The 23,577-nt window shown below is 72.0% G+C and carries 25 protein-coding genes; 10 read left to right on the plus strand and 15 right to left on the minus strand.

The window, feature by feature from the left end; genetic code table 11:
- Window positions 1–10: 10 nt before the first annotated feature.
- Entirely contained in the window at window positions 11–1,603 is a 1,593-nt protein-coding gene (locus tag B072_RS0135185) for an SDR family oxidoreductase (protein ID WP_078506682.1), read from the plus strand.
- Here B072_RS0135185 and B072_RS0135190 read toward each other — a convergent pair.
- Window positions 1,574–2,182, minus strand: a complete 609-nt coding sequence (locus tag B072_RS0135190; protein WP_018534682.1) for a sigma-70 family RNA polymerase sigma factor — start codon at window positions 2,180–2,182, stop codon at window positions 1,574–1,576. The genes B072_RS0135185 and B072_RS0135190 overlap by 30 nt on opposite strands.
- A 177-nt stretch (window positions 2,183–2,359) precedes the next feature.
- Between B072_RS0135190 and B072_RS0135195 the strand changes: the two genes are divergently transcribed.
- Both B072_RS0135195 and B072_RS0135205 read left to right on the plus strand, forming a co-directional pair.
- Window positions 2,360–2,851, plus strand: coding sequence for a MarR family winged helix-turn-helix transcriptional regulator (locus tag B072_RS0135195; protein ID WP_018534683.1), 492 nt, complete (start codon window positions 2,360–2,362; stop codon window positions 2,849–2,851).
- 146 nt (window positions 2,852–2,997) lie between these two features.
- Entirely contained in the window at window positions 2,998–5,076 is a 2,079-nt protein-coding gene (locus B072_RS0135205) for an MMPL family transporter (RefSeq protein ID WP_026246624.1), read from the plus strand.
- Between the two features lie 5 nt (window positions 5,077–5,081).
- Here the strand turns inward: B072_RS0135205 and B072_RS0135210 are convergent, their stop codons facing one another.
- The 3 genes from B072_RS0135210 to B072_RS0135220 form a co-directional block, all read right to left on the minus strand.
- Window positions 5,082–5,306 (minus strand): hypothetical protein, encoded by a 225-nt coding sequence (locus B072_RS0135210; protein ID WP_018534685.1) that lies wholly within the window; start codon window positions 5,304–5,306, stop codon window positions 5,082–5,084.
- Window positions 5,307–5,379: 73 nt separating this feature from the next.
- Entirely contained in the window at window positions 5,380–5,736 is a 357-nt protein-coding gene (locus B072_RS0135215; RefSeq protein ID WP_018534686.1) for a helix-turn-helix domain-containing protein, read from the minus strand.
- A 293-nt stretch (window positions 5,737–6,029) separates the two neighbouring features.
- Window positions 6,030–7,112 (minus strand): NADH:flavin oxidoreductase/NADH oxidase, encoded by a 1,083-nt coding sequence (locus tag B072_RS0135220; protein ID WP_026246625.1) that lies wholly within the window; start codon window positions 7,110–7,112, stop codon window positions 6,030–6,032.
- 161 nt (window positions 7,113–7,273) lie between these two features.
- Between B072_RS0135220 and B072_RS0135225 the strand changes: the two genes are divergently transcribed.
- Window positions 7,274–7,654, plus strand: coding sequence for an ArsR/SmtB family transcription factor (locus B072_RS0135225; protein WP_018534688.1), 381 nt, complete (start codon window positions 7,274–7,276; stop codon window positions 7,652–7,654).
- A gap of 30 nt (window positions 7,655–7,684) precedes the next feature.
- Here B072_RS0135225 and B072_RS0135230 read toward each other — a convergent pair whose 3' ends face one another.
- Entirely contained in the window at window positions 7,685–9,094 is a 1,410-nt protein-coding gene (locus B072_RS0135230; protein ID WP_051127355.1) for a nucleobase:cation symporter-2 family protein, read from the minus strand.
- A 136-nt stretch (window positions 9,095–9,230) separates the two neighbouring features.
- Window positions 9,231–10,574, minus strand: coding sequence for an NADP oxidoreductase (locus B072_RS0135235; RefSeq protein WP_018534690.1), 1,344 nt, complete (start codon window positions 10,572–10,574; stop codon window positions 9,231–9,233).
- A 294-nt stretch (window positions 10,575–10,868) separates the two neighbouring features.
- On the opposite strand from B072_RS0135235, the gene B072_RS44825 reads away from it, so the two are divergent.
- Window positions 10,869–11,396, plus strand: a complete 528-nt coding sequence (locus tag B072_RS44825) for a DUF6214 family protein (protein WP_018534691.1) — start codon at window positions 10,869–10,871, stop codon at window positions 11,394–11,396.
- Window positions 11,397–11,511: 115 nt separating this feature from the next.
- Here B072_RS44825 and B072_RS0135245 read toward each other — a convergent pair whose 3' ends face one another.
- Window positions 11,512–12,153 carry a DUF305 domain-containing protein gene (locus B072_RS0135245; protein WP_026246627.1) on the minus strand — a complete coding sequence of 214 codons (642 nt, stop codon included), beginning with the start codon at window positions 12,151–12,153 and terminating at the stop codon, window positions 11,512–11,514.
- 116 nt (window positions 12,154–12,269) lie between these two features.
- Here B072_RS0135245 and B072_RS0135250 point away from each other — a divergent pair, with 116 nt between their 5' ends.
- Complete coding sequence (locus B072_RS0135250; RefSeq protein WP_018534693.1) at window positions 12,270–13,775, plus strand: LVIVD repeat-containing protein; 1,506 nt, start codon at window positions 12,270–12,272, stop codon at window positions 13,773–13,775.
- Here B072_RS0135250 and B072_RS0135255 read toward each other — a convergent pair.
- Together B072_RS0135255 and B072_RS0135260 are read right to left on the minus strand one after the other, a co-directional pair.
- Window positions 13,763–14,476, minus strand: a complete 714-nt coding sequence (locus tag B072_RS0135255) for a TetR/AcrR family transcriptional regulator (RefSeq protein WP_018534694.1) — start codon at window positions 14,474–14,476, stop codon at window positions 13,763–13,765. The two genes, B072_RS0135250 and B072_RS0135255, sit on opposite strands and share 13 nt — an antisense overlap.
- Before the next feature lie 248 nt (window positions 14,477–14,724).
- Window positions 14,725–14,910 (minus strand): CsbD family protein, encoded by a 186-nt coding sequence (locus tag B072_RS0135260; protein ID WP_018534695.1) that lies wholly within the window; start codon window positions 14,908–14,910, stop codon window positions 14,725–14,727.
- A 167-nt stretch (window positions 14,911–15,077) separates the two neighbouring features.
- On the opposite strand from B072_RS0135260, the gene B072_RS0135265 reads away from it, so the two are divergent.
- Window positions 15,078–15,716, plus strand: a complete 639-nt coding sequence (locus tag B072_RS0135265) for a nucleotidyltransferase domain-containing protein (protein WP_018534696.1) — start codon at window positions 15,078–15,080, stop codon at window positions 15,714–15,716.
- A gap of 10 nt (window positions 15,717–15,726) precedes the next feature.
- Here the strand turns inward: B072_RS0135265 and B072_RS0135270 are convergent, their stop codons facing one another.
- The 6 genes from B072_RS0135270 to B072_RS0135295 all read right to left on the minus strand — a co-directional run bounded on the left by B072_RS0135270 (window position 15,727) and on the right by B072_RS0135295 (window position 19,541).
- Window positions 15,727–15,939 carry a hypothetical protein gene (locus tag B072_RS0135270; RefSeq protein ID WP_018534697.1) on the minus strand — a complete coding sequence of 71 codons (213 nt, stop codon included), beginning with the start codon at window positions 15,937–15,939 and terminating at the stop codon, window positions 15,727–15,729.
- Window positions 15,936–16,535, minus strand: coding sequence for a winged helix-turn-helix domain-containing protein (locus B072_RS44830; RefSeq protein ID WP_324603842.1), 600 nt, complete (start codon window positions 16,533–16,535; stop codon window positions 15,936–15,938). Before B072_RS44830 ends, B072_RS0135270 begins: the two co-directional genes overlap by 4 nt.
- Window positions 16,457–17,152, minus strand: a complete 696-nt coding sequence (locus tag B072_RS0135280; protein ID WP_018534699.1) for an HAD family hydrolase — start codon at window positions 17,150–17,152, stop codon at window positions 16,457–16,459. Before B072_RS0135280 ends, B072_RS44830 begins: the two co-directional genes overlap by 79 nt.
- Before the next feature lie 33 nt (window positions 17,153–17,185).
- Window positions 17,186–17,893, minus strand: coding sequence for a phosphatase PAP2 family protein (locus B072_RS44835; protein WP_043245277.1), 708 nt, complete (start codon window positions 17,891–17,893; stop codon window positions 17,186–17,188).
- 49 nt (window positions 17,894–17,942) lie between these two features.
- Window positions 17,943–18,881, minus strand: coding sequence for a M56 family metallopeptidase (locus tag B072_RS0135290; protein ID WP_018534700.1), 939 nt, complete (start codon window positions 18,879–18,881; stop codon window positions 17,943–17,945).
- 105 nt (window positions 18,882–18,986) lie between these two features.
- The gene (locus B072_RS0135295; protein ID WP_018534701.1) at window positions 18,987–19,541 is read right to left on the minus strand and encodes a DUF5134 domain-containing protein; all 555 of its coding nucleotides are present in this window, start codon (window positions 19,539–19,541) and stop codon (window positions 18,987–18,989) included.
- Window positions 19,542–19,662: 121 nt separating this feature from the next.
- Here B072_RS0135295 and B072_RS44840 point away from each other — a divergent pair, with 121 nt between their 5' ends.
- The 3 genes from B072_RS44840 (at window position 19,663) to B072_RS0135310 (ending at window position 23,488) form a co-directional block, all read left to right on the plus strand.
- Window positions 19,663–21,456, plus strand: coding sequence for an FUSC family protein (locus tag B072_RS44840; RefSeq protein WP_078506685.1), 1,794 nt, complete (start codon window positions 19,663–19,665; stop codon window positions 21,454–21,456).
- 33 nt (window positions 21,457–21,489) lie between these two features.
- Window positions 21,490–22,032, plus strand: a complete 543-nt coding sequence (locus B072_RS0135305; protein WP_018534703.1) for a MarR family winged helix-turn-helix transcriptional regulator — start codon at window positions 21,490–21,492, stop codon at window positions 22,030–22,032.
- Between the two features lie 142 nt (window positions 22,033–22,174).
- Complete coding sequence (locus B072_RS0135310) at window positions 22,175–23,488, plus strand: hypothetical protein (protein ID WP_018534704.1); 1,314 nt, start codon at window positions 22,175–22,177, stop codon at window positions 23,486–23,488.
- Window positions 23,489–23,577: the final 89 nt, after the last annotated feature.

Here is a 23,577-nt window from a genome sequence, read left to right on the forward strand (position 1 = left end):
GTGTCGGATCATGAGTTCCTCTCCCGGCCGAAGGCCAGCGCCCGATGTGTCCCCCGATGTCACTCCCGAGGCCTCTCCCACGGACGGCGGCCGGCACTGCCTGGTGACGGGAGCGAGCGGCTACGTGGGCGGCAGACTCGTCCCCGAACTGCTGGCGCGGGGCCATCGCGTCCGCTGCCTGGCGCGCACACCGGAGAAACTGCGCGACTTCGAATGGGCGGACCGGGTCGAGATCGTCCGCGGCGACGTGCTCGACGCGGACTCCGTCACCGCTGCCCTGGACGGGATCGACGTCGCGTACTACCTGGTCCACGGCATGGGAAGCGGCGACGACTTCGAGGAGACCGACCGCCGCGCCGCGCACACCTTCGCTCGCGCCGCGGCGGAGACGGGCGTGGACCGGATCGTCTACCTGGGCGGTCTGACCCCCGCCGACGTCCCCGAGTCGGAGCTCTCGCCGCACCTGCGCTCGCGCAGCGAAGTCGGCCGCATCCTCCTGGACTCCGGGGTGCCCACCGCCGTCCTGCGCGCGGCCGTCATCATCGGCTCCGGCTCCACCTCGTTCGAGATGCTGCGCTACCTCACCGAACGCCTGCCCGTCATGGTCACGCCCCGCTGGGTCCGCACCCGCATCCAGCCGATCGCCGTCGCGGACGTGCTGCGCTATCTCGTCGGCTGCGCGGACCTGCCCCCGGAGGTGTCCCGCTCGTTCGACATCGGCGGGCCCGATGTCATGAACTACCGCGACATGATGCAGCGCTACGCACGGGTCGCCGATCTGCCCCACCGCATGATCGTCTCCGTCCCCATGATGACGCCCGGCCTGTCCAGCCACTGGATCGGTCTGATCACGCCGGTCCCGCGGGGCATCGCCCGCCCGCTCGCCGAGTCACTGCGCCACGAGGTCGTCTGCGTTGAGCACGACATCGCGCGCTACGTCCCCGATCCCGCCGGCACGCCGATCGACTTCGACGAAGCGCTCCGGCTCGCCCTGCGCCAGGTGAAGGAGGCGCAGGTGAGTACGCACTGGTCGGCCGCGGCCGTGCCCGGGGTGCCCAGCGATCCGCTGCCCACGGACCCCGACTGGGCGGGCGGCAGCCTCTACCGCGACCGGCGTGCCCGGCGCACCACGGCGGACCCGGAGTACCTGTGGGCCGTCATCGAGGGGATCGGAGGCGAGCACGGCTGGTACTCGTTCGGGCTCGGCTGGTCCGTCAGGGGCTGGATCGACCGGCTGGTGGGCGGCGTGGGGCTGCGCCGCGGCCGACGGGACGCCACGCGGCTGCGCCTGGGTGACGTGGTCGACTTCTGGCGGGTCGAGCAGATCGAACGCGGCAAGGTCCTGCGGCTGCGCGCCGAGATGCTGCTGCCGGGTCTGGCCTGGCTGGAGTTCCGGATCGGCCACGACCGTCAGGGTCGGACCGTGCTGCTGCAGCGCGCTCTGTTCCATCCGCACGGACTGGGGGGACACGCCTACTGGTGGAGCGTGGCGCCCTTCCACGCCGTGGTCTTCGGCGGCATGACGTACAACATCACCAAGGCGGCGGAACGCCTCGCCGCGGAGGCGAAGGGGTCAGGCGGGATCGCTGTCGGCGAGCCGTAGGCGCAGCCGGTTCAGGCCCCGCCGGGAATGGCTCTTCACTGTGCCCAGCGGCCATCCCGTCACCTCGGCGATCTGGGTGTGGGTGAGGTCGGCGAAGAAGGCGAGCTCCAGCACGCGCCGCTGCGCCTCGGGCAGCAGCCCGAGTTCGTGGCTCACCACCACCCGGTCCAGCGTGTGCCGAGGGCTGTCGTCGACGCCCGAAGCCGTCATGTCGAGCGCCGCCTGCACGGCGGAGGCGAGCACGGCCCGGCGGGTCCGCGCGCGCAGGGCGTCGGCGATCTTGCGCCGGGTGATCCCGACGATCCACCCGGCCAGGGCGCCGCGCTCCGGCGCGTAGCCGTCGCGCCCGTGCCACACGGCGAGGAACACCTGCTGGGTGACGTCCTCGGCCTCCCGCGCGTCCCCCAACGACCGGCTGGCCAGGGTGTGAACGAGCGTGCCCCAGCGGTGGTAGGCGGCCTCGAGACAGGCTTCGTGACCACGCCGCAGACCTGCCGCGAGTTCCTCGTCGGCGAGTGACTCCTCCACCGGCGCCCACAAGCCGCTGTGCGGAGTCCGCGTGATCGTCCGAGTGCCCATTGGCCCGTGCCCCTCCGTCGCCGGCCGTGTGGTGGCTACTTTTGGGGAGGCGCGCCAGGGGCTTCCACTCGCACCGAATATGCATCGTTTGGCGAGGGTCCGCGGCCCGGCGCGTGGCGCGGCGCCGTCGACCTGCGGCGATCCGGACCCTCGGGCGGGCGTCGGTAGGGTGGGCAGGTGGACAACCGTGAACCCGACAAGGCCCCCGCGTCCGGGGCCCCGCACCCGGACCTGTTCGCCCTCGCCGTCGAGCTGCGCCGCCTCAACGGCGAACTGAACCGGCTCGTGCACGCGTTCGCTGCCGGGCAGGACCTGCACCCCACGGATGTCCAGGCGCTCGCCGCCATCCTCGACTCCGCGACCCCGCTCACCCCCAGCCTGCTGCGTCAGCGGCTGGGGCTCACCTCCGGCGCGGTCAGCGCCTGCGTGGACCGTCTGGAACGCGCGGGACACGTCAAGCGGGTCCGGGAGAGCGCCGACCGGCGGGTCGTCCACCTGCACTACGTTCCCGGCGCGCAGGTGAAGGCGAAGCGGCACTTCGCCCCGCTGGCCGAGGCCGCGGACCGGGCCCGCCGCCGCTTCGACGACGACGAACTGGCCGTCGTGCTGCGGTTCTTGAACACCCTCAACGAGGAACTCGCCGAGACCAGGAGCGGCGCCCGCACCTAGCCGGCGCACGCGCCACGCATCTGCTGCATCCGATCGTCCGGCCCGGGGCGAATGGTGAACGCGAACCGCCCGAGCATCCATCTATCTCAATCATTAAGATACTTTGGCGTTGAGCTTCATCCTGCCGTCTTCGCTCTGGGAGCACCATGTCCCGCACCACACGAGGCACCCGTTGGCTCGTGCCCCTCGTCCTGCTCGTCGTCTGGCTCGCCGTGGGAGGCGCGCTGGGGCCCTTCGCGGGCAAACTCGGTGAGGTCGCGACCAACGACCAGGCCGCGTTCCTGCCGCGCAGCGCGGAGTCGACCCGCGTGATCGAGGCGCAGCGCGCCTTCCGGCAGGACGAGACCCTGCCCGTGATCGTGGTGTGGACGGCCGACGACGACGGTGCGCTCGACACCGAGCAGCGCGGTGCCGCCACGCGCGCCCTGGCCTCGCTCAAGGGCACGCCCGGAGTGGTGGGCGAGGTGTCGCCCGCGATCCCCTCGCGCGACCGGAAGGCGCTGGAAGGCGTGGTCCAACTGCGGCCCGACCTCGGCGACGACCTGTCCGGCACGCTCGACCGGATCTCCGGCCGCGCGGGCACCGTCACCGGGGCCACGGCGGCCCTCGCCGGACCCGCCGCGAGCCAGGCCGACCTGTCCGACGCCTTCGCCGGGATCGACGGACTGCTGCTCGGGGTCGCCCTGATCACGGTCCTGGTGATCCTCCTGCTGGTCTACCGCAGCGTCCTGCTCCCCTTCGTGATCATCATCAGCGCGGTGTTCGCCCTGGGGGTCGCGTGCGCCGTCGTCTACGTCCTCGCGGACCACGACATCGTCCGGGTCGACGGCCAGGTGCAGGGCATCCTGTCGATCCTGGTGATCGGCGCGGCCACCGACTACGCCCTCCTCCTCACCGCCCGATACCGCGAGGAACTCGCCGCGGGCGACGACCGGTTCGCCGCCATGCGGGCGGCCCTGCGCCGTTCCACCGGGGCCGTCGTGGCCAGTGCCGCCACGGTCGCGCTCGGGCTGCTCGCCCTGCTGCTGAGCGACCTCACCAACAACCGGGCCCTCGGTCCGGTCGGCGCCATCGGCATCGTCTGCGCCGTGCTGAGCACCCTCACCTTCCTGCCGGCGGCCCTCGTGCTGCTGGGCAACGCCGCCTACTGGCCCGCCCGTCCGCGCCCCGCGGAAGCGGCGGGCGGCGGCCACGGAGTGTGGCGCCGCATCGCGGGCGCCGTCGCGCGGGCACCGCGCCGGATCTGGGCCGTCGCGCTCGTCGGCCTCCTGGCGTGCGCCGCCTTCGCCCCCACCCTGAACTCCAAGGGCGTGCCGCTCGACGAGATCTTCGTCAACGACGCGCCGTCCGTCGCCGCGCAGGCCACCCTCGCCGAGCACTTCCCCGGCGGCTCCGGCAACCCGGCCGTCGTGATCGCCGACGCCGGTCACGAGAAGCAGATCGTCGAGCGGGCCGAGGCGACCACCGGCGTGGCCGACGCGACGCCGCTGACCGGCCAGGGACGCCCCGGCGCCGGTGACACCCGGGTCGTGGACGGCAGGATCCGGGTGGACGTCACCCTGGAGGACGCCGCGGACAGCGACGCCGCCAAGGCCACCGTGGCCCGGCTGCGCACCGCCCTGCACGGGATCGACGGCGCCGACGCCCTGGTCGGCGGCTACACCGCCCAGCAGTACGACACCCAGAAGACCGCGGAACGCGACCGCGTACTGATCGTCCCCGTGGTCCTGGCCATCATCCTGGTCATCCTCGTCGGACTGCTGCGGTCCGTGCTCATGCCGCTGATCCTGGTCGCGACCGTGGCGCTCAACTTCGCGGCCACGCTGGGCATTTCCTCTCTGGTGTTCCAGCACGTCCTCGGCTTCTCCGGCACCGACGCCTCCGTGCCGCTCTACGGATTCGTGTTCCTCGTCGCCCTGGGCGTGGACTACAACATCTTCCTGATGTCCCGGGCCCGGGAGGAATCACTGGAACACGGCGTGCGCGAGGGCATCCTCAAGGCGCTCGTCGCCACCGGCGGGGTGATCACCTCGGCGGGCGTCGTGCTGGCCGCCACCTTCGCCGCGCTCGGCGTCATCCCGCTCGCCTTCCTCGTGCAGATCGCCTTCATCGTCGCGTTCGGCGTGCTCCTCGACACCCTGGTCGTCCGCTCGCTGCTCGTGCCCGCCCTGGTGCGGGACATCGGGCCGAAAGCCTGGTGGCCGGGGCGCCTGAGCCGACGGTGAGGCGGCTACAACTGGTCGCGGATCGTGTCCCAGACGTCGTCGGGCGGCCGCACCGGATCCGCCGTTCCCGCGCGTCCTGCCTCCAGGACGCGCAGGAACGAGTCGAGCATCGTCCGGCACGGTGCGCAGACCCGCAGGTGCTCCTCCGCCGGCGGCGGCGCGTCACCGTCGACGGCGATGAGCGCGAGATCCCCGGGCGAAGGATGACGGGTCTGGGAAGCGGCTGGCATCGGTCACCTCTGACGGCATTGGCTTGCGAGGCACGGCGGAGCCGCGGAACGGGGAACCCGTGTCACCGAACGTTCAGTCCGGCGGGCCGTGTCGGATGCACCCACCACCGGAAGTCGTCCGTCGCGGCGCCCGGGAACGGAGGAACGTGCCCTTACGGGTGAGCGGTGAAATGCCCTCCGCGGCACCGCAGTCACCTCCAAGGCGCCACTCCTCCTCGCGAGGAGCATGGACGACGCGCCCGCCGTCGGCGGCGAACGTCATGACGGGCCGGTCGTGGTCCCACCGCGACCAGCCCGGCTTGCCCGCGGCGGTGGCGCGTTCGAGGGCTTCGGCGTCCACGTCGAGCTTGCGCGCCAGGTCAGCCTGCGAAAGGCCACGCTCTTCGCGCAGCCTTCGAATCATGAGCCCGATGCGCTCCCCGCCTGCCATGACTCCATTGTGGATGACAGGGAGGGCTACAGGAAGGATCTCCGTCAAGCACCCATCCGCGCAGTTCGCTGGCGGTATGCCGACAAGCGGACGGGCGGGACCGACCATGAGCTACGACAAGCCGGCAGCGCCACCGCCAGGGGACAACGAGGACCCGCTCGCTGCCGCGTAGGCCCGTCGTGGGGTCTCCGTCGCTCTCCCCGGCACCCCCGGAAGGAGGCGTGGGCCCACCCCGCGCGAACGCACCGGGGCGGAGGCGATGTTCGCCTCCGCCCCGGTGTGCGTCTCCCGGCTCAGACCGAGCGGTGGTACTGGTCCGGCACGTGCACGTCGGCGCCCAGTTCGCGGGCCGCGTGCCGGGCGAACGACGGGTCGCGCAGCAGCTCACGGCCGAGCAGCACGGCGTCCGCCTCGCCGTCCACGATGATCTTCTCGGCCTGCTGCGTCTCCGTGATCAGACCGACGGCGGCGGCCGGGACACCGGCCTCGTTGCGGACGCGCGCCGCGAACGGCACCTGGTAGCCCGGGCCGACCGGGATGCGCACGCCGGACGCGTTGCCACCCGTGGAGACGTCGATCAGGTCGACTCCGTGGGCCTTCAGCTCGGCGGCGAACCGGACGGTCTCGTCGGCGGTCCAGCCCTCCTGCCCGTCCAGCCAGTCGGTCGCGGAGATACGGAAGAACAGCGGCAGTTCGTCGGGCCACACGGCGCGCACGGCGTCCACGACCTCCAGGGCGAACCGGGTGCGGTTCTGGTACGAGCCGCCGTACTCGTCGGTGCGCTTGTTGCTGTGCGGGGAGAGGAACTGCGCGATGAGGTAGCCGTGCGCCCCGTGGAGCTCGACGACCTCGAACCCGGCGTCCAGCGCCCGCCGCGCCGCGTCCGCGAACTGGCCCACGATCTCCTTGATGCCGTCGGCCGTCAGCTCGGCCGGCACCGCGTGCCGGTCGTCGAAGGCGATCGCGCTCGGCGCCACCGCCGCCCAGCCGTGCTCCTCGGGACCGAGCGGGGCGCCGCCCTTCCAGGGGCGGTCGGTGCTGGCCTTGCGGCCCGCGTGACCGATCTGGATGCCGGCGACGGTGCCCTGGCTCTTCATGAAGTCCGTGATCCGGCGCAGGCCCGTGACCTGCGCGTCGTTCCAGATGCCGAGGTCGTACGGGGAGATCCGGCCCTCGGGGCTGACGCCCGTGGCCTCGACGATGATCAGGCCCGTGCCACCGGCCGCGCGGGCGCCGTAGTGCTGGAGGTGCCAGTCCGTGGGGGCGCCGGTCAGCGGGCCCTCGGGAGCGGCGCTGTACTGGCACATCGGCGGCATCCAGACCCGGTTCGGGACGGTCAGCGACCGCAGGGTGTAGGGCTCGAACAGCGCGCTCACGGTGGACTCCATTCGTACGGACTCGACTGCTTCCTTCGTACGATAGGCATCGTAGTACGGCACCTGTCAAACTACGAGAGTTCTCGTACAATGACCTCGGGACGGACCACTGGAGCGCTGCTTGTACGCGAGCGCTGGTCGTACACAAAGGGGAAGCCGCCATGTCGACCGCAGCACCGCAGACGCAGACCGCCGCAGGCCGCACGCTCGCGCACCCGGCCCGTGAGGAGATCCGTCTGGAAGCCGTGCTGCACGCGCTGGCCGATCCGATGCGGCTCGCGGTCGTAAGGGAGATGGCCGCCGCGCGGAGCGCCGAACTGTCCTGTTCGCACTTCGACCTGCCCGTCACCAAGTCCACCTCCACGCACCACTTCCGGGTGCTGCGCGAGAGCGGGGTGATCGAGCAGGTCTACCGAGGCACCACCAAGCTGAACGGGCTGCGCAGGGACGACCTGGACGCGCTGTTCCCCGGTCTGCTCGACAGCGTGCTGGCCGCCGCCGACCGGCAGGCGGACCGCCTCGGCGACGGCAGCGACAGCTGATCGAACGGCGGTCGATCGAACGGTTTCCGCTCAGTCGGGCAGCGGCACATCCGCAACGCGCGCCGCCGGAGCGGGGACGAGCGGTGCCGGGGCCTTCTCGGCCGGCTCGGCGTCGGGTTCCGCAGCCGAACCGCCCTTCCCGGGAAGGTGGTTGAAGAGCAGGTTGAGCGCGATCGCCGTGATGCAGCCCGCGCTGATCCCGCTGTCCATCACCGTCTGGAACCAGTCGGGGAACTTCTCGTAGAGCGTCGGCACGCCGACCGGGAGCACACCGAGCGCGACCGACACCGCGACCACGGTCAGGTTGCTGTTGCCCTCGAACTCCACCTTGGACAGGGTCTTCAGACCGCTCGCCGCGACCGTCCCGAACATCACGAGCCCGGCGCCGCCGAGCACCGGCGACGGGATCGCGGCGATCACCGCGCCCAGCTTCGGCAGCAGACCGAGCACCACGAGGATGCCGCCCGCGACGGCCACGACCCAGCGGCTGCGCACCTTCGTCATGCCGACCAGACCGACGTTCTGCGCGAACGCCGTGTACGGGAAGGTGTTGAAGACACCGCCGAGGACGGTCGAGAACCCGTCGGCGCGCAGCCCGTCGGCGAGCGCGCGCCGGTCCACCGGGCGGTCGGTCATCTCGCCGACCGCGATGAAGTCGCCGGTCGTCTCGGTCATGGTGACCAGGGCCACGATCAGCATGCTGACGATCGCCGCGCCGTGGAACTCCGGCGCCCCGAAGTGGAACGGCGTGCTGATCCCCACCCAGTTCGCGTCACCGACCGCGCCGAAGTCCGTGAACCCGGTGGGTATCGCCACCGCCGTGCCGACCACGATGCCGACCAGCACCGCGACCCGGCTCAGCGCGGGCGGCGCGAACCGCTGCACCCCGAGCACGAGCACCAGCACGAACGCGGCGAGCCCGATGTTCTTCGGCGCCCCGAAGTCCGTCGCCCCGGCTCCACCGGCCGCCCACGTGCCCGCGGTCGGCAGCAGCGAGAGCCCGATGATCAGGATCACCGTGCCCGTCACCAGCGGCGGGAAGAACCGGAGCAGCCGCCCGAAGACCGGTGCGAGCAGCATCATCGCGAGCCCCGCGACGATCACCGCACCGTAGATCGCGGGCAGTCCGCCCCCGGTCGTGCCGATCAGCACCATCGGCGACACGGCCGCGAACGTGCACCCCTGCACGATGGGCAGCCGGATGCCGAACCGCCACACACCGACGCACTGGATCAGCGTCGCGATGCCGCACACCAGCAGATCGGCGGTGATCAGATACGCGAGATCCGCGGCGGACAGCTTCATCGCGCCGCCCACGATCAGGGGAACGGCGACCGCGCCCGCGTACATGGCGAGGACGTGCTGCAGACCGAACGCCGCCAACTGGCGTACGGGCGGGACCTCATCGACGGGATGAGTCATACGTGGCGTCTGTGCCATACGTGCTCCAAGGCCAGGGAGTCCCGGGGGACAACGGGAGGGGGCGGCAGCACGAGACCGTAATCGGCTTAAACGTTTTGTTGATTGCGCGGGTGTTGCCGGGATGTGTCGCACCCCGGGAGCCGGCGGAGATCGCCTACGACCCGGCGGCCGCCGCGCCCAACAACCCCTCCCAGTCGGGGATCTTGACCGGCCCGCGGCCGAGCGAGCGCCCCAACTCCGCCTCGGCCCGCTCGATCCCCAGCCACCCCGCCCACTCCACGGGCCGCACCCCGGCCGCGACGAGCCCGTCCAGCGGATCCCGCGCGCGCTCCGTGCGTACGAGGTCGGGGGCGTCGTCGAGCAGTGACGTCACCGTCTCCTTGGCGCACGGCCGGTTGGTGCCGATGACACCGGTCGGCCCGCGCTTGATCCACCCCGCGACGTACTCCCCGGGCGACACCCGCCCCTCGCGCAGCACGCGCCCGGAGACATGCGGCACCGTCCCGAGCTCCGCGTCGAACGGCAGCCCCTCCAGCGGCACCCCGCGATACCCCACCGACCGCAGCACCAGCTCCGCGCCGATCTCCTCGTACACCCCGGTGCCGGTCACCCCGCCGCGCCCGTCGGGCCGGGTCCGCTCGAACCGCACCGCGGCGACCCGCCCGTCGCGCCCGACGACCTCGACGGGCCGCAGGAAGAAGCGCAGATGGATGCGGCGCCGCCGGTCCTCGCGGGGCAGGGCGGCCCAGCCGCGCAGCACGTCCACGTTCCGCCGGTTCGCCGCGGGCAGCGACGACGGTTCCGCGTAGCCCGGATCGAGCGCCAACTCGGCTTCGTCCAGGACGATTTCGGTGTCCGGCAGGGAGCCCAGCTCGCGCAGCTCCTTGGTGGTGAAGCGGGCCTGCGAAGGGCCGCGCCGCCCCACCATGTACACGTCCCGCACCTCGCTCGCGCCCAGTGTGGCGAGCGCCGCCTGCGGGATGTCGGTCGGCGCGAGCTCGGCGGCGCCGCGGGCCAGCATCCGCGTCACGTCGACGGCGACATTGCCCACGCCGATGGCGACGGCTGAGCGCACCTCGCGGACGAACCCGTCGTCCCGCGCGTCCGGATGGGCGCTGTACCAGGCCACGAAGTCGGTCGCCGACCAACTGCCCGGCAGGTCCTCACCCGGCACCCCGAGCCGCCGGTCGGCCGCGGCGCCGACGCAGTACACCACCGCGTGGTACAGCTCCAGGAGCTTCGCGGGCGGCAGCGCGGGCCCGACCTCCACCCCGCCGAGGAACCTGACCCGTTCGTCCTCGAGCACCTTGCGCAGGTTTCCCTGGAGCGACTTGATCTTCTCGTGGTCGGGCGCCACCCCGTAGCGCACCAGGCCGTACGGGCAGGGCAGCCGGTCCAGCACATCGACCCGGAGGTCCGGGACGCGGAGCTGCTGCACGAGGCTCTGCGCGGCGTAGACCCCGCTCGGCCCCGATCCGACGACGGCGATGTGCGGCACGGGCGGCTCCTTCCGCTGGTGCTGCGCTGATGTTCCTCAGCATGGCACCGCGCGCCGCGCCGGGGGAGAGGGCGGAGTGCGGCGGGTGTGCGGGGGATACCCGAGAGCCCTCTGCGCGCCCTTGCTGACCAAATGTGATCACGGGGTTACCGTTCGTAGGTGCTGGAGAGTTCATTTTTTGACATCACTGATCACGTTCGACCGAACAGTGACGTTTCTGTGTGGCCGCCGCACGGGGAGGTCCAGGGGCATGGAGCGGTTGCGGGCGGCTCCTGGGACGGCGCTTCGCGGGACGTGCCGCCGCAGTGGTTCCACCTCCGGCTCGCCTTCGACAGCGGCAGCCACGTCGACGTGGTCGCCGTCGTGTCGGAGGGCCGTGCCTCCATCGAGGACATGCGCGCCCAACCACCTCTCTCCCTGGACGAGTTCGGGTCCCTCGCCGAGTGGATCCAGGGCCCGCTGGAGGACGCGCGCCGGGCCGTCGCCGAGCAGCGCGACGGCGCCTCGTCGGACCACCCGGACCGGCCTGACCTCCCGGGGCGGCCGGATCACCCGCTCCACCTGGACCAGTTGGACCAGTTGGACCTTCCGGGCCGCCCGGAACCGGGAGGGCCGGCCGCCCACCGCGCCCGACCCTCCAGGCCCCGCGGCGCCGAGGGCCGGCGCACCGTCGCCGAGGCCTACCGCGCCGCGCAGGACGAGGGTCGCGACCCGGTGCTCGCGGTCATGTACGTGACCGGCCGCAGCCGCCGCAAGTCCCTGCGCCTGATCGCGGCGGCGCGCGACGCGGGCTTCCTGTCCCCGCGCCACCATCGCCGCTAGGGCCTGTCCTCAAGCTCCCGTCGTCGCCCGGAGGGAGGCGGACGGGAGCCTGAAGACAGGCCCTGGGCCCCGGCTTCGCGCTTTTGTCTCCCGCCCGAAAGCCGAGGGCCCCACGTCACGACATGTCGCGCATCCGCTCGATCTCGGTGGTCTGCTGCGCGATCACGTCGTCCGCCATCTCCTCGACCACCACGTCGTTCCCGTCGCTCTTCACTTCCGTGGCCATGGTCACGGCCCCCTGGTGATGCGTGATCATCAGCTTCAGGAACAGCTCGTCGAACGCGGGCCCCCGTGCTCCCCGCAGACTCTTGAGCTGCCCCGCACTGGCCATCCCCGGCATCGAACCGTGCGCCGAGTGACCCGAGGCGGCCTCGGGCTTCCCGTACTTCTTCAACCACGCCCGCATGACGTCGACCTCGGGCCCCTGCGCGGCGGCGATCCGCTCGGCGAGCCGCTTCACCTGCCCCGACTCGGCCTGCTTCGGGGCCAGTTCGGTCATCTTCAGTGCCTGCTCGTGGTGCAGGATCATCATCTGCGCGTACGCGACATCGGCCGAGTTGGGCTTGTCGTCGGCCTTGCGCTCCTGCGCGTCCTGCGCGGACAGGGTCTCCGCGGCCTCTCCCGGTTTCCCGGGCGCGATCACCGAAGGCCCGCCGGACACCGCGGAGTTGGCCTTCCCGTCCGCGTCGCTCCCCGAGTCGCACCCGGTCAACCCCAGCGCGAGTGCCGCGACCAGCGCGGGAACAGCAACTTTCATTACGAGTACGTTGCCATCTGTTGATCTGTGCATGATGAAGACGATACTCGGGGGATCCGTGAACCGTTCACGAATGTACGACGCCGACGTCAATCAGGGAGACGAGGGAGACAACAGTGACCCTGTTGCACAACTCTGCCCGAACACGCCTCAGACGCCTGGGAGTTGCCACGGCCGCGGCCGGACTCCTGGCAGCCCTGCTCGCCGCGGGGCCCGCGGCCGCGACGCCCGATCCGGGCGACAGGTCCGCGGCGCCCAAGAGCGTTTCGAAGAGCACGGAGGCCGAGGCCGAGGCGGCGATAGCCGCGGGTGAGATACCCGGCCAGGACGAGATCGTCCACTCGGACAACATCGAGCACCTCACGAACATCCCCAAGGACGCGCTGCCCGGAACCAATTCGGACCTCGCCTTCCAGGGCAAGTACGCCTTCGCCGGGAACTACGACGGTTTCCGCGTCTTCGACATCAGCAACCCGAAGGCGCCGAAGACCGTCGCGCAGGTCCTGTGCCCCGGTTCCCAGAACGACATCTCGGTCTCCGGGAACCTGCTGTTCCTGTCCACGGACAGCTCGCGCAGCGACAACTCCTGTGCCTCCACCACCCAGCCCGCGACCGAGAAGTCGTCGTGGGAGGGCATGAAGGTCTTCGACATCAGCGACAAGCGGAACCCGAAGTACGTCGCCGCCGTCGAGACCGCATGCGGCTCGCACACGCACACCCTGGTGCCGGAGAAGAAGAACGTCTACGTGTACGTCTCCTCGTACTCGCCGAGCGCCACGTTCCCCGACTGCCAGCCGCCGCACGACGGCATCTCCGTCATCAAGGTGCCGCGCAAGGCCCCGCAGGACGCGGCCCTGGTCAACTTCCCCGTCCTGTTCCCCGGTGAGGGTGCGGACGGCGGCGGCAACCCGGGCGCGCCCACCAACCCGGGCGTCTCCAAGACCACCGGCTGCCACGACATCACGGTCCTGCCCTCCGAGGACCTGGCGGCCGGCGCCTGCATGGGCGACGGCATCCTGTTCTCCATCAAGGACCCGGAGAACCCGAAGGTCATCGACCAGGTCCAGGACAACGTGAACTTCGCGTTCTGGCACTCGGCGACCTTCAACCAGAAGGCGAACAAGGTCGTGTTCACCGACGAGCTGGGCGGCGGCGGAGCGGCCACCTGCAACGCCGCGATCGGCCCGGACCGCGGTGCCGACGGCATCTACGACATCGTCGGCAAGGGCGACAAGCGCAAGCTCGTCTTCCGCAGCTACTTCAAGATCCCGCGCCACCAGGCCGACACCGAGAACTGTGTCGCGCACAACGGCTCGCTGATCCCGGTCAAGGGCAAGGACCTCATGGTCCAGGCCTGGTACCAGGGCGGCGTCTCCGTCTGGGACTTCACGGACTCCTCGAAGCCCAAGGAGATCGGCTACTTCGAGCGTGGCCCGCTGACCACCGACGCACTGCAGGTCGGCGGATCCTGGTCGGCGTACTACTACAACGGCTACATCTTCTCCAACGACATCGCGAAGGGCTTCGACGTCCTGAAGCTGAGCGACCGGCGCACGGATCCGGCCAAGCGGATCCACATGGACGAGCTCAACGTCCAGACGCAGCCGGACTACTTCGACTGATCCTCGTCGGCGGCCGCCGGCCGCAGCGGTTCGAAGTAGCGTGAGAAATCGGCCACTCGGCCATGTACGGGACTCTCGCCGGACGACAGATCGTCAGCACGGTCGTCCGGCGGGTAGCCCAGCTCCCGTGCGAGCCCGTAGCGCTGGAAGAGCTCGGCGCGCAGCGTCACCACGGGCATCGGAACCCCCGGCACGAGCACGGCGAAGACGGCACCCATCAGCAGGGCCCGCAGCAGCGGATAGTCCCGGTCGACGTCCAGGGTCCCGTGCCGTACGACGGTGTCGCGCAGCAGTGACGCGAGTCGCTGCTGCTCGGGGCACTGCACGAATCCCTCGGCCTGCAGGATCCCGGCCATGTGGGTGCGCATCAGGACGGGCTGATCGCGGGCGAGCCCGAGGATCGCGTCGATGGCACGCGCCAGCCGCTCGTCCCCGTCGTCCGCGGTGGGCCGCGGCTCCCGCTCGAGAGCCTCCTGCAGCGTCCGGTGCATCAGCCGGTGCACGGCGGACTGCAGCAACTGCCGCTTGCCGGGGAAGTAGTACGAGACCAGACCGCGGGCGGAACCGGCCCGGTCCGCGATGTCGCCCAGGGTCGTCGCGTCGTACCCGCGCTCCCCGACAAGCTCCAATGTCGCCTGCAGGAGCCGCTCGCGGGAACGTCGGCGCAACTCCTCATTGACCGATGCGCTGCGGGGGGACATTCTTATCTCCTGCGTTGACTGGCTCCCAGCCAACTATACTCAGCGCGTCCCGGCCATCGGCCCTGAGGGGATCGATGCGCGCGGGGCGGCCGTATTCGGGCGACGCGGGGGATCGTCCGAATACGGCCACCTACGCAGACCTGTCCCCGGGCGGAGTCGGCGCCGCCCGGGGACTCCCTGGGGGACAGGAGACTCTCCTGCCCGGCGTCAGCTGACGCTGTGGGGGTCTGCCCTGTGTGCGAGGAGCGTCAGTCCCGGTCGGTCAGTGAGTCGCGGACGCCTTCGACCTTGTCCTTGGCTTTGTCGCGCATCTTCTCGGCGTCGGCCTTGGCCTGGTCGACCTTGCCTTCCGTCTTCATCCGCTCGTTGCCGCTGGCCTTGCCGAGCATCTCCTTGGCCTTGCCCTTGGCCTTGTCCATCGCGTTCTCGCCCATGGTCACTCCTTCGTGGTGGGGTGCTGCCACGCTACGAAGGGCCCGCGGGGATCGCATCCGGAGCGGCGCGCGATCGCCGTGCGAGCAGGGGAATCGACAGGGCCGACAGTGGCGCGTGCAGCCGAAATCCTGGGGAATCCGCGACGACCACGGCGTACGTTGTGCCGATGACCGAACCCCTCCCGCCCGGCGGTACCTGGATCGGGGACGAAGAGCTCGTGGCCCGGTGGGCGCACGCCTGGCGGCCGGAGCAGGTCGCCGAGCGGCTGGACGGGGTCGGGGTGCCGTGGTGTGTCGCGGCGGGGTGGGCGCTGGACCTGTTCCGCGGGGAGCGGTCGCGGCCCCACGGTGACCTGGAGATCGCGGTGCCCACGGCGGGATTTCCGGAGGTGCGGGACCGCTTTGCCGAGTACGCGTTCGACGCGGTGGGGTCCGGGCTGGTCTGGCCGAGGGCGGGGGCCGACGTGCTGGCGGCCACGCACCAGACCTGGGCGCGGGATCCGGCGAGCGGGCAGTTCCTGTTCGACGTCTTCCGGGAGCCGCACGACGGCGGGACCTGGATCTGCCGCCGCGACGTGCGGCTGCGGCTGCCCTACGACGCGATCGTCGAGCGGACGCCGGACGGCGTGCCGTACCTGATCCCCGAGATCGTGCTGCTGTTCAAGGCGAAGGCGGCACGTCCCAAGGATCGGGCGGACTTCGAGGGCGTGCTCCCCCTGCTGGACGCGACGCGCCGTGAAGTCCTCGGCGAATGGCTGGGGTTGGCGCACCCCGGACACCCCTGGCTGGAGAGGCTGGCCGGTTGACCTGGGCTCCTCAGTGCTCCACCGGGCGCGGCACCGTCGGTGGCCGCAGGAAGCGCAGGCCCGTTTCGATCAGGAGCCAGCCGAGGCGGTTGCGGACCGAGGTGGTGGGGTGGGCCGGGCGATCGGCGCGTGCGGTCCGGCGCAACCGGTGGGCGCGGGCCTGCGCGCGCAGTTCGGCGGTGCGGGCGGCATGGACGTAGCCGTGGATGTCCGGGTGATTCATGACGGGTCCTCCTCTCTGCGGTTACGGAAGGCGACGCGGAGCACGGTCACCGGTTCCGCACCCTCCGGGCGCTGGGACGGGTCGTCCGACCGATGGTCGTAGGACTCCAGGAGCGATGAGAACTGCCGTGTCACGTCGGCGAGTTCGGCCGGGGTCAGATGGACGACGTCGTCGCCGAACTGCTCCGCCTCGCGCCACTCGCGCGGCAGTCGCCGACGGGTTTCGAGGGCCTCCGTCATCCGCTCGAAGTACCGCTCGGCCATCGTGACGCTGAGGGCTTCGGCGGCGTCGCTGTCGACGTCCCGCCAGTCGGTGTAGCGGGCTGTCGCCCGCCACGGTTTCTGCCGGCCCGCGCCGCCCTCCGCCTCCTCCACCAGCCCGTACTTGGCGAGCATCCGCAGGTGGTACGAGCAGCTGGCCACGGACTTGCCGGTGAGTTCCGCGGCCCGCGTGGCGGTGAACGGCCCCTCCGTGCAGGGTGAGGGGAGCGGCGCGGGCGGCGGGTGCGTGCGCCGGGTCAGATCAGGTCGAGCAACGGCCTTAGTCCGTCCGGGCGTTGGGTGACCGGCAGGTGGTCCACGAAGTGCAGCGCGCAGCCGACCGCCGCCGCCCCCGCGTCCGCGCGCCGGTCGTCACCGACCATCAAGGTGTCGCCCGGCGCCACCCCGAGCGCCTCGCACGCGGCGGTGAACAGGCGGGCGTCCGGTTTCTGGACCCCATGGCGGTACGACATGACGTACGTGTCGACGTACGGGTCGAGCCCGTGCTCGACGAAGACGGGGCGCAGGTCCCAGCCGATGTTGCTGACGATGCCCACCGGGACGCCGCGCTCGCCCAGCGCGGACAGGACGTCGAGGGCGTCGGGGTACGGGCGCCAGGCGGCCGGAGTCATGTGGCGCTCGTACAGGGCGTCGTAGAGGCGCTCGTCGGGGAGCGGCACCTCGCGGGCGAGGCCGGTGTACGCCGCGCGATGCCGCTCCGCGTCCACGTCGCGCACCGCCATCAGCTCGGCCAGATGGGCGGGGGCCTCGATGTGGTGGGGCGCGCCGCCGGGCAGGGCGCCGACCTCGTCGAGACGTGCGGCCGCGCGCCCGAACTCGTCGTCCGGCAGGGTCAGTTCGGTGGCGGCGAGCGCGGCGCGCAGCCACGACTCGGTGGACTCGATGCGGAACAGGGTTCCGGAGAAATCGAAGAGCACGGCTTTGATCGTCATGCGCCCGATCCTCCGCGCGGCGGAAGTCGCTGGTCAAGGGCGACTGGGGGAGGCCCACCACTTCTCGTACGCGGTCGCGGACGCCACGACGGTCAGCGCGCCGAGCAGCCAGCCGCCCACGACGTCCGACGGCCAGTGCACCCCGAGCCACAGCCGGGTCAGCCCGACGCCCAGCACCGAGACGACGGACACGGCCAGCGCCGTGCGCCACAGGGCGCGCCCGGCGCCGTGCCGACGCAGCAGCCACAGGACGAGGCCGCAGACGACGGCCGCCGTCATCGCGTGCCCGGAGGGGAACGCCGCGTAGTGCGCCGAGTCCACCGGGTCGGGCCACACCGGGCGCGGCCGGTCGACCGCCGCCTTCAGGGCCTGCTGCAGGAGCGTGCCGACCAGACAGGTCGCGGCCACCCAGGCCGCGAGCACCCGGTCCCGCAGCCGCCATGCCAGGACGGCGACGACCGCCGCGCACACGAGGCGCATGGTCCACGGGTCCCACACCCAGTCCGAGAGGACGCGATGGACGTGGGTGACGTCGGGCGCGTCGACGGCCTCGGTGTGCAGGGAGCGGACGATGTCCGTGTCCAGCGTCATCAGCGGGCTCCAACGGGCCGCGACGAGCGCCAGGAGCAGGAGGAACAGGGCGGCGAGGAGGGTGAGGGGGACGATGAGCAGGGGGATCGCGAGCGGGCCGCGACGGCCGGTGCGGGTGCTGGACGAGGAAGCGGGCCGTGCCGAGTGCATAGGGGGATCCTCGCTCATGGGACGGGGGCCGGGCCAGCACCGGATCCGGCTAACCCAGGGCGCGCAGTCCGGGCACGAACGTCACGAGGAGCGGCACGAGGGGGACGAGCGCCGCCGCCGCAGTCAGACGCAGGCGCCGGGCCGGAGTGAGCCGGGACGGAGGCGCCAGCAGCCGGTGGACCCGCTGCGGGACGTGGGCCTGCGGCGTGGGGCAGGGGCCGGAGAAGACACCGCGGTCCTCGTTGAGCTCGACCAGGGCGAGCGCGATCGTCAGCCGGCCGAAGCGGCGCGACGCGACGTCGTCCGCGGCCAGTTCGACGAGGTGGTGCATCTCGTCGCGGAACGCGGCGAACACCGGAACCTGCGGGAAGCCGGACGCCAGGGCACCGGAGCAGTGCAGCAGCCAGTCGTGCCGCCACCGCGCGTGCCCCATCTCGTGTGCGAGCACCGCATCGAGCTGACGCCCCTTCAGGCGACGCAACGCCGCTGTGGTGATGACTAGTTGAGGCGTCTGCCCGGGCAGCCACCAGGCGTCGGGCCGCTCGCCCTCCAGGACCACGAGCCGGTCCGAGCCCGGCTCCTCGCCCGGCAACAGCGGTGCGCGCACCAGGAGTTCGGCCCTGCGCCGGCGGCGTCGCGCCCGCGCCCGATGCACCTCGCGCACCAGCATCGCGGCCGTCCACGCCCCGCCGAGCGCCAGTGTCACGGCGACGGCGGCGGCCCAGGGCTCGGTGGCGCCGAGCCCGTACGCGTCCACCACCGAGTGCGGCGCCGGGGCGAACACGTGGCCGCGCACGGCCTGCCAGGCGGCGGCCGCGCTCAGCGTCATGGACAGGGCGCAGCACAACAACACACCCGCCACCACGCACTGCCACACCCACAGCGCGACGATCGGCTCCCGCTCGGGCCAGTCGGCGCGCGCGAGGAGACGCGGGGCGACGACAGCGGCGAGAGCGCCGAGCAGCAACAGCGCTACGGGGACCGTCATGACCGTCACCCTATGAGCCCGCGCTACCCGGGGGTATGCCCCGACGCGCCAAGTGACGTACGACACGGTTTCGTTCACCCGTGAAACGGGGCATCGGCGGCACCCTCACATGGCCAGCAGCATCGCCAGCATCCCGATCCCCATCGAGAGCCGGCACGCCCGCGCCAGCTCCGGGCGGTCGCCCCAGCCGCCGGACGCGGGGGCGCCCGCGGTGGCGGTCACCGGGACCAGGCGGGTGCCCGACCACAGGACGTAGGCCGTGAAGTAGACGAGCAGGAGGCCGGTCAGGACAGGGGCGCCCATGCCGCCTCCGTGGTGGGCGTGGGCCGCGGGACGGGCGGCCATCGCCAGGGCCATGTACGCCATCGCGAACGCGCCCACAAGGTGGTGCAGGTGGTGTGCGGGCCCGGTGCGGGACGCCCAGAGGGCGCGCAGGGCCGCCGCGCCGAACACGACCGCGTAGAGGATCCAGGCCCAGCGGGGCGGGGTGAGAACCGCGGCGGGGACCGCCATGAGGGCCATGCCGAAGCCCATCAGGGCCTCGCCGCCCGCCGTGTGCCGCTGTTCCTCCACGCCGCTGCGCATGCGCAGCAGGCAGTACGCGCCGGTCGCCGCGCACAGCGCGACGAGCAGCCAAGCGGCCGACAGTGGTCCGTGCACCCTGGTCCCCCTTGCCTGAGTGGGCCTTCGCCGAGGAGATGCCCGGGCGGGCGGGGGCTTAAGGAGGCGCAGGGAAGCACGCTTGGTGTTTTACGAGTAAAACACCTGTTAATGTTTCTGTATGAGTAGCGTGCCCCCTGGTCCGACCCCGAGCCCGTCCCGTACCGCGTCCGACCGTTCCGCGTTCGCGCGACGCCTTCCGCTGGCCGGGGTGCTGCGTCCCAACAAGCCGTCCGACATCTGGTTCAAGCCCGCCACCAGCGTGGTCGTGGCCGCCGCGGTGCCGAACGTGACGCTGCTCGTCCTCGGCCGGCTCGACCTCGTGATGTACACGATGGCCGGTTCGTTCTGCGCCCTGTATGCGCACAACCTTCCGTACGCCGCCCGCGCCCGGGCTCTGGCCTGGGTCGTCGCCGGGATGTTCGCGAGCGTCGGGATCGCGCTGGTCACCGCCTCGCTGACCACGTCCGTCGCGGTGCTCGTCGCGGTCGGGGCCGTGCTCGCCGCCACGCAGAAAGCGGTGTGCGACGCGACACGGATCGGGCCGCCCGGGCATCTGATCTTTACGTTCATCAGCTCGGCCTCCCTTTTCGCCCCGCAGCGGCTCGGCGATGTGCCGGGCCATCTCGCCCTCACCGCGGGCGCGGGTGCCGTCGCCTGGATCGTGGGCATGGCGCCCGTGCTCGTACGCCCCCACGGGCCGGAGCGGCGGGCCGTCGCCCGGGCCCTGAACGCGGCCGCGGCCTGCGCGGAGCGGCCCGATCACGCGGCCGCCCGCGGAGGAGCGGCGGCAGCCGTGCACGCCGCCTGGCAGTCACTGCTCGCCACGGGCGAGCTCACGAAGGACCTCACGAAGGACCTCGCGAGGGAGCGCACGGGAGAGCGCACGGGAGGACGGGGCGACGCCGCCCGCCGGGCCCTCGCCCGGCTCGTGGTGCGCGCCGAGGTGGCCATCGCCGCACCCGGGGACGCCGACGCGGCGCAGTTGCGCGGCTGGGCGGCCGGGCTGCGCGGCGCGGGCGCGGTACCGCGGCCCAGGCCCGTCGCCGAGGGCGAGGACGAACTGCTCGGCATCGACGCCGAGTTCGCGGCCGCCGCGGAGGCGAAGCCGTCCCTGTGGCGGCGGATCGGGCCCGGCTCGCCGGTGCTGCCGGTCGCGCTGCGGACGTTCGTGGGGTGCGCCCTCGCCGGATACGCGTCGCTCGCGCTCGGGATAGGACGTCCCTACTGGGCGCTCGTCACCGCCGCCTCGCTCTACCAGGCCAACGTCACGCTGACCTGGAGCCGCGGCGTGCAGCGCGTCGTCGGAAACCTGGCGGGCGTGCTCGTCTTCGCCGCCATCGCGCCGGTCGCGCACGGCAGCCAGGCCGCCCTCGTCCTGTTCTGCCTCGCCTTCAGCTTCGGCGCCGAGGCGCTCATCACCCGCAACTACTGGCTCGGCAGCCTGTGCGTGACGCCGATGGCGCTTCTCGTCACCGAGTTCGCCCGGTTCCAGGAGGCGGGCGAACTGATCACGGACCGGGTCGTGGACACGCTGGTCGGAGCGGCGCTCGGAGTCCTCGCCGCCGTCGTCGTCACGAACCGGCGCGCGGGCGACCATCTGGAGCGGGCCCTCGCCGAGAGCGAGGCGGCACAGGAGGCGGCCGAGCGGGTGCTCGCGCACGGCGCCGGGACGCTGGAGGGGGCACGCCGCCGCCTCGCCGCGTCCCTGGTGGAACTGCGGGCCGCCGTGGACACCGCCGCCGGCGAATGGTGGCAGCGCGCCCTCCCCGAGGAGCGGGTGCTCGCGGCCGAGCGGGCCGGGCACCGTACGCTCGCGGCGACGGTGCGCAGGCAGGAGTCCGGTTCCGTCGGCGAGACTGAGGGTGCCGGGACGGACGGTCCCGGCGACACGTGCGGGGCCCGCCTCGGGTAGGCGGGGCAGGGAGAAAGGGCCGGTCGGGCAGGTATGAGCACGGAGCAGGGCGCGGACGCGGAGCCGTACACGGTGGCCGACACCGTGTCGGCGGTCGTACGGCAGTGGCAGGCCGTGCGCCCCGACGTCGACACGGGCCCGATGGAGATCATCGGGCGCATCAACCGGTGTGCCGCGCTGCTGCAGCAGGCCGAGGACGCGCCGTTGCGGCACGCGGGCCTCACCCGGCCGGAGTTCGATCTGCTGGGCACGCTGCGGCGCACCGGGCGGGAGCTGACGCCCGGGGACCTGGCACGGGAGACGTTCGCGTCCGGGGCCGCGGTGACCAAGCGGCTCAAGCAGTTGCAGGAGCGGGGCCTCGTGGCGCGACGCGGGGACACCCGGGACCGGCGCGTCTCGCACCTGAGCCTCACGGAAGAGGGGCGGGTGCTCGTCGACGAGCTGTTGCCCCGGCAGCTCGCGTACGAGGCGTCCGTGCTGGCGGGGCTCGACGGTGGCCGGGGCGGTGAACTCGCCGGGCTGTTGGGGGAGCTGTTGTTGCAGTTGGAAGGGCGCTTGGGCGGGGCCCGGGGGTAGAGGCGGGCAGGCCGCGCGGCTCCGCGCCCCTCTCGGGAGGTGTCTTCGCTTTTCGCGGAACGGAGTCGGGCCGGAACCGGCGAAGGTAGCGTCGGGCAGGCCCCCCGCCCTCACCTGCGAAGAACCGCTCCAGGAGCCGACGATGGATGACGACATTCAGCTGATCAGCGACGGCGACGGCCTGGCGGTCATCGGAAGCCACGCGGCGGTCGAGCGCTTCCTCGTCTCCGAAGGGCTCCCCTCGAAGGACCTCGGGCTGGCGAGGCTCGGATCCGCTCTCGGCGCCGGGGCCACGGCCACCCGGACAGGGGCCGAGGTCGCGGCCGCCTCGGGGCGCTGGGTGAAGCTGACCGAACAGTCCGCGCAAGCGATGAAGAAGCACTCGCTGATGAAGGGGTCGCACGAGGGCGCCGGCCGTGCCGTGCTGACGGAGAACGGCAAGATCAAAGGGCTGCTCGAAGTGGTGCGGACGCCCAGGTCGTTCCTGACCAACCCGGCCGTCCTGGCCGGCGCAGCGGGGCTCATGGCGCAGCTCGCGATGCAGCAGACCATGGACGAGATCACCGACTACCTCGCGGCGATCGACGAGAAGGTCGACGACATCCTCAGCGCGCAGAAGGACGCGGTGCTGGCGGACATGATCGGAGCGGGCCTCGTCATCGAGGAGGCCCTGACCGTCCGCGAGCAGGTGGGGCGGGTCTCCGAGGTCACGTGGTCGAAGGTGCAGAACACGGCCACGACGATCGCGCGGACCCAGGCCTACGCGATGCGTCAACTCGAAGGTCTGGCGGACAAGTTGGAGCAGAAGACCAAAGTCGCCGACCTCGCCAAGGCGGCCAAGGAGGCCGAGCTCGCCGTTCGGGAGTGGCTCGCCGTTCTGGCGCGCTGCCTCCAGCTCCACGACGCGATCGCCGTGCTCGAGCTCGACCGCGTGCTCGACGCGTCTCCGCAGGAGCTGGACCAGCACCGACTCGGACTGCGGGCCGCTCGGCAGAACCGGATGGAACTCATCTCGCGCAGCACCGAGCGTCTGATGATCCGTATGGACGCGGCGGTCGGCACGGCCAACACGAAGGTGCTGCTGCATCCGACCGCGTCCCCGGCCGTGGTGCGGTCGAGCAACCGGATCGCGGTCGATGTCGTCGACTTCCACGGACGCCTCGGGATCGAGCGCGACCGACAGTCCGCGGACGCCAGGCGGTGGGCGGACGCGGTCGCACAGGCGAGGGACAAGGCGCTCGGCACCGGAGCGGACGGCGTCCACGCCGCCAGACGCCTCGGCAACGAGACCTTCGACCGCGCCAGATCGGTGACGGGCAGGATCGCAGGCGGGATGACCGAGCGCGTACGGCGCCGGCGCGGGGGCGACGAGCGGCGCGAGGACGACCCCGGTCGGCCGCGCGACCACCGAGTCGACGACGACCGGGGCGACAAGGAGGGCACGGGGGAGGACTGAACCCCTGCCCCCGACGCCGAGTCTCTCTCCTCCCGGGCGGCCCACCTCGACCACGCCAACTCACCGACCCGCGCCGCAATGCCGCCGGC

Source organism: Streptomyces sp. HmicA12 (genome assembly GCF_000373565.1).
Lineage (GTDB): Bacteria > Actinomycetota > Actinomycetes > Streptomycetales > Streptomycetaceae > Streptomyces.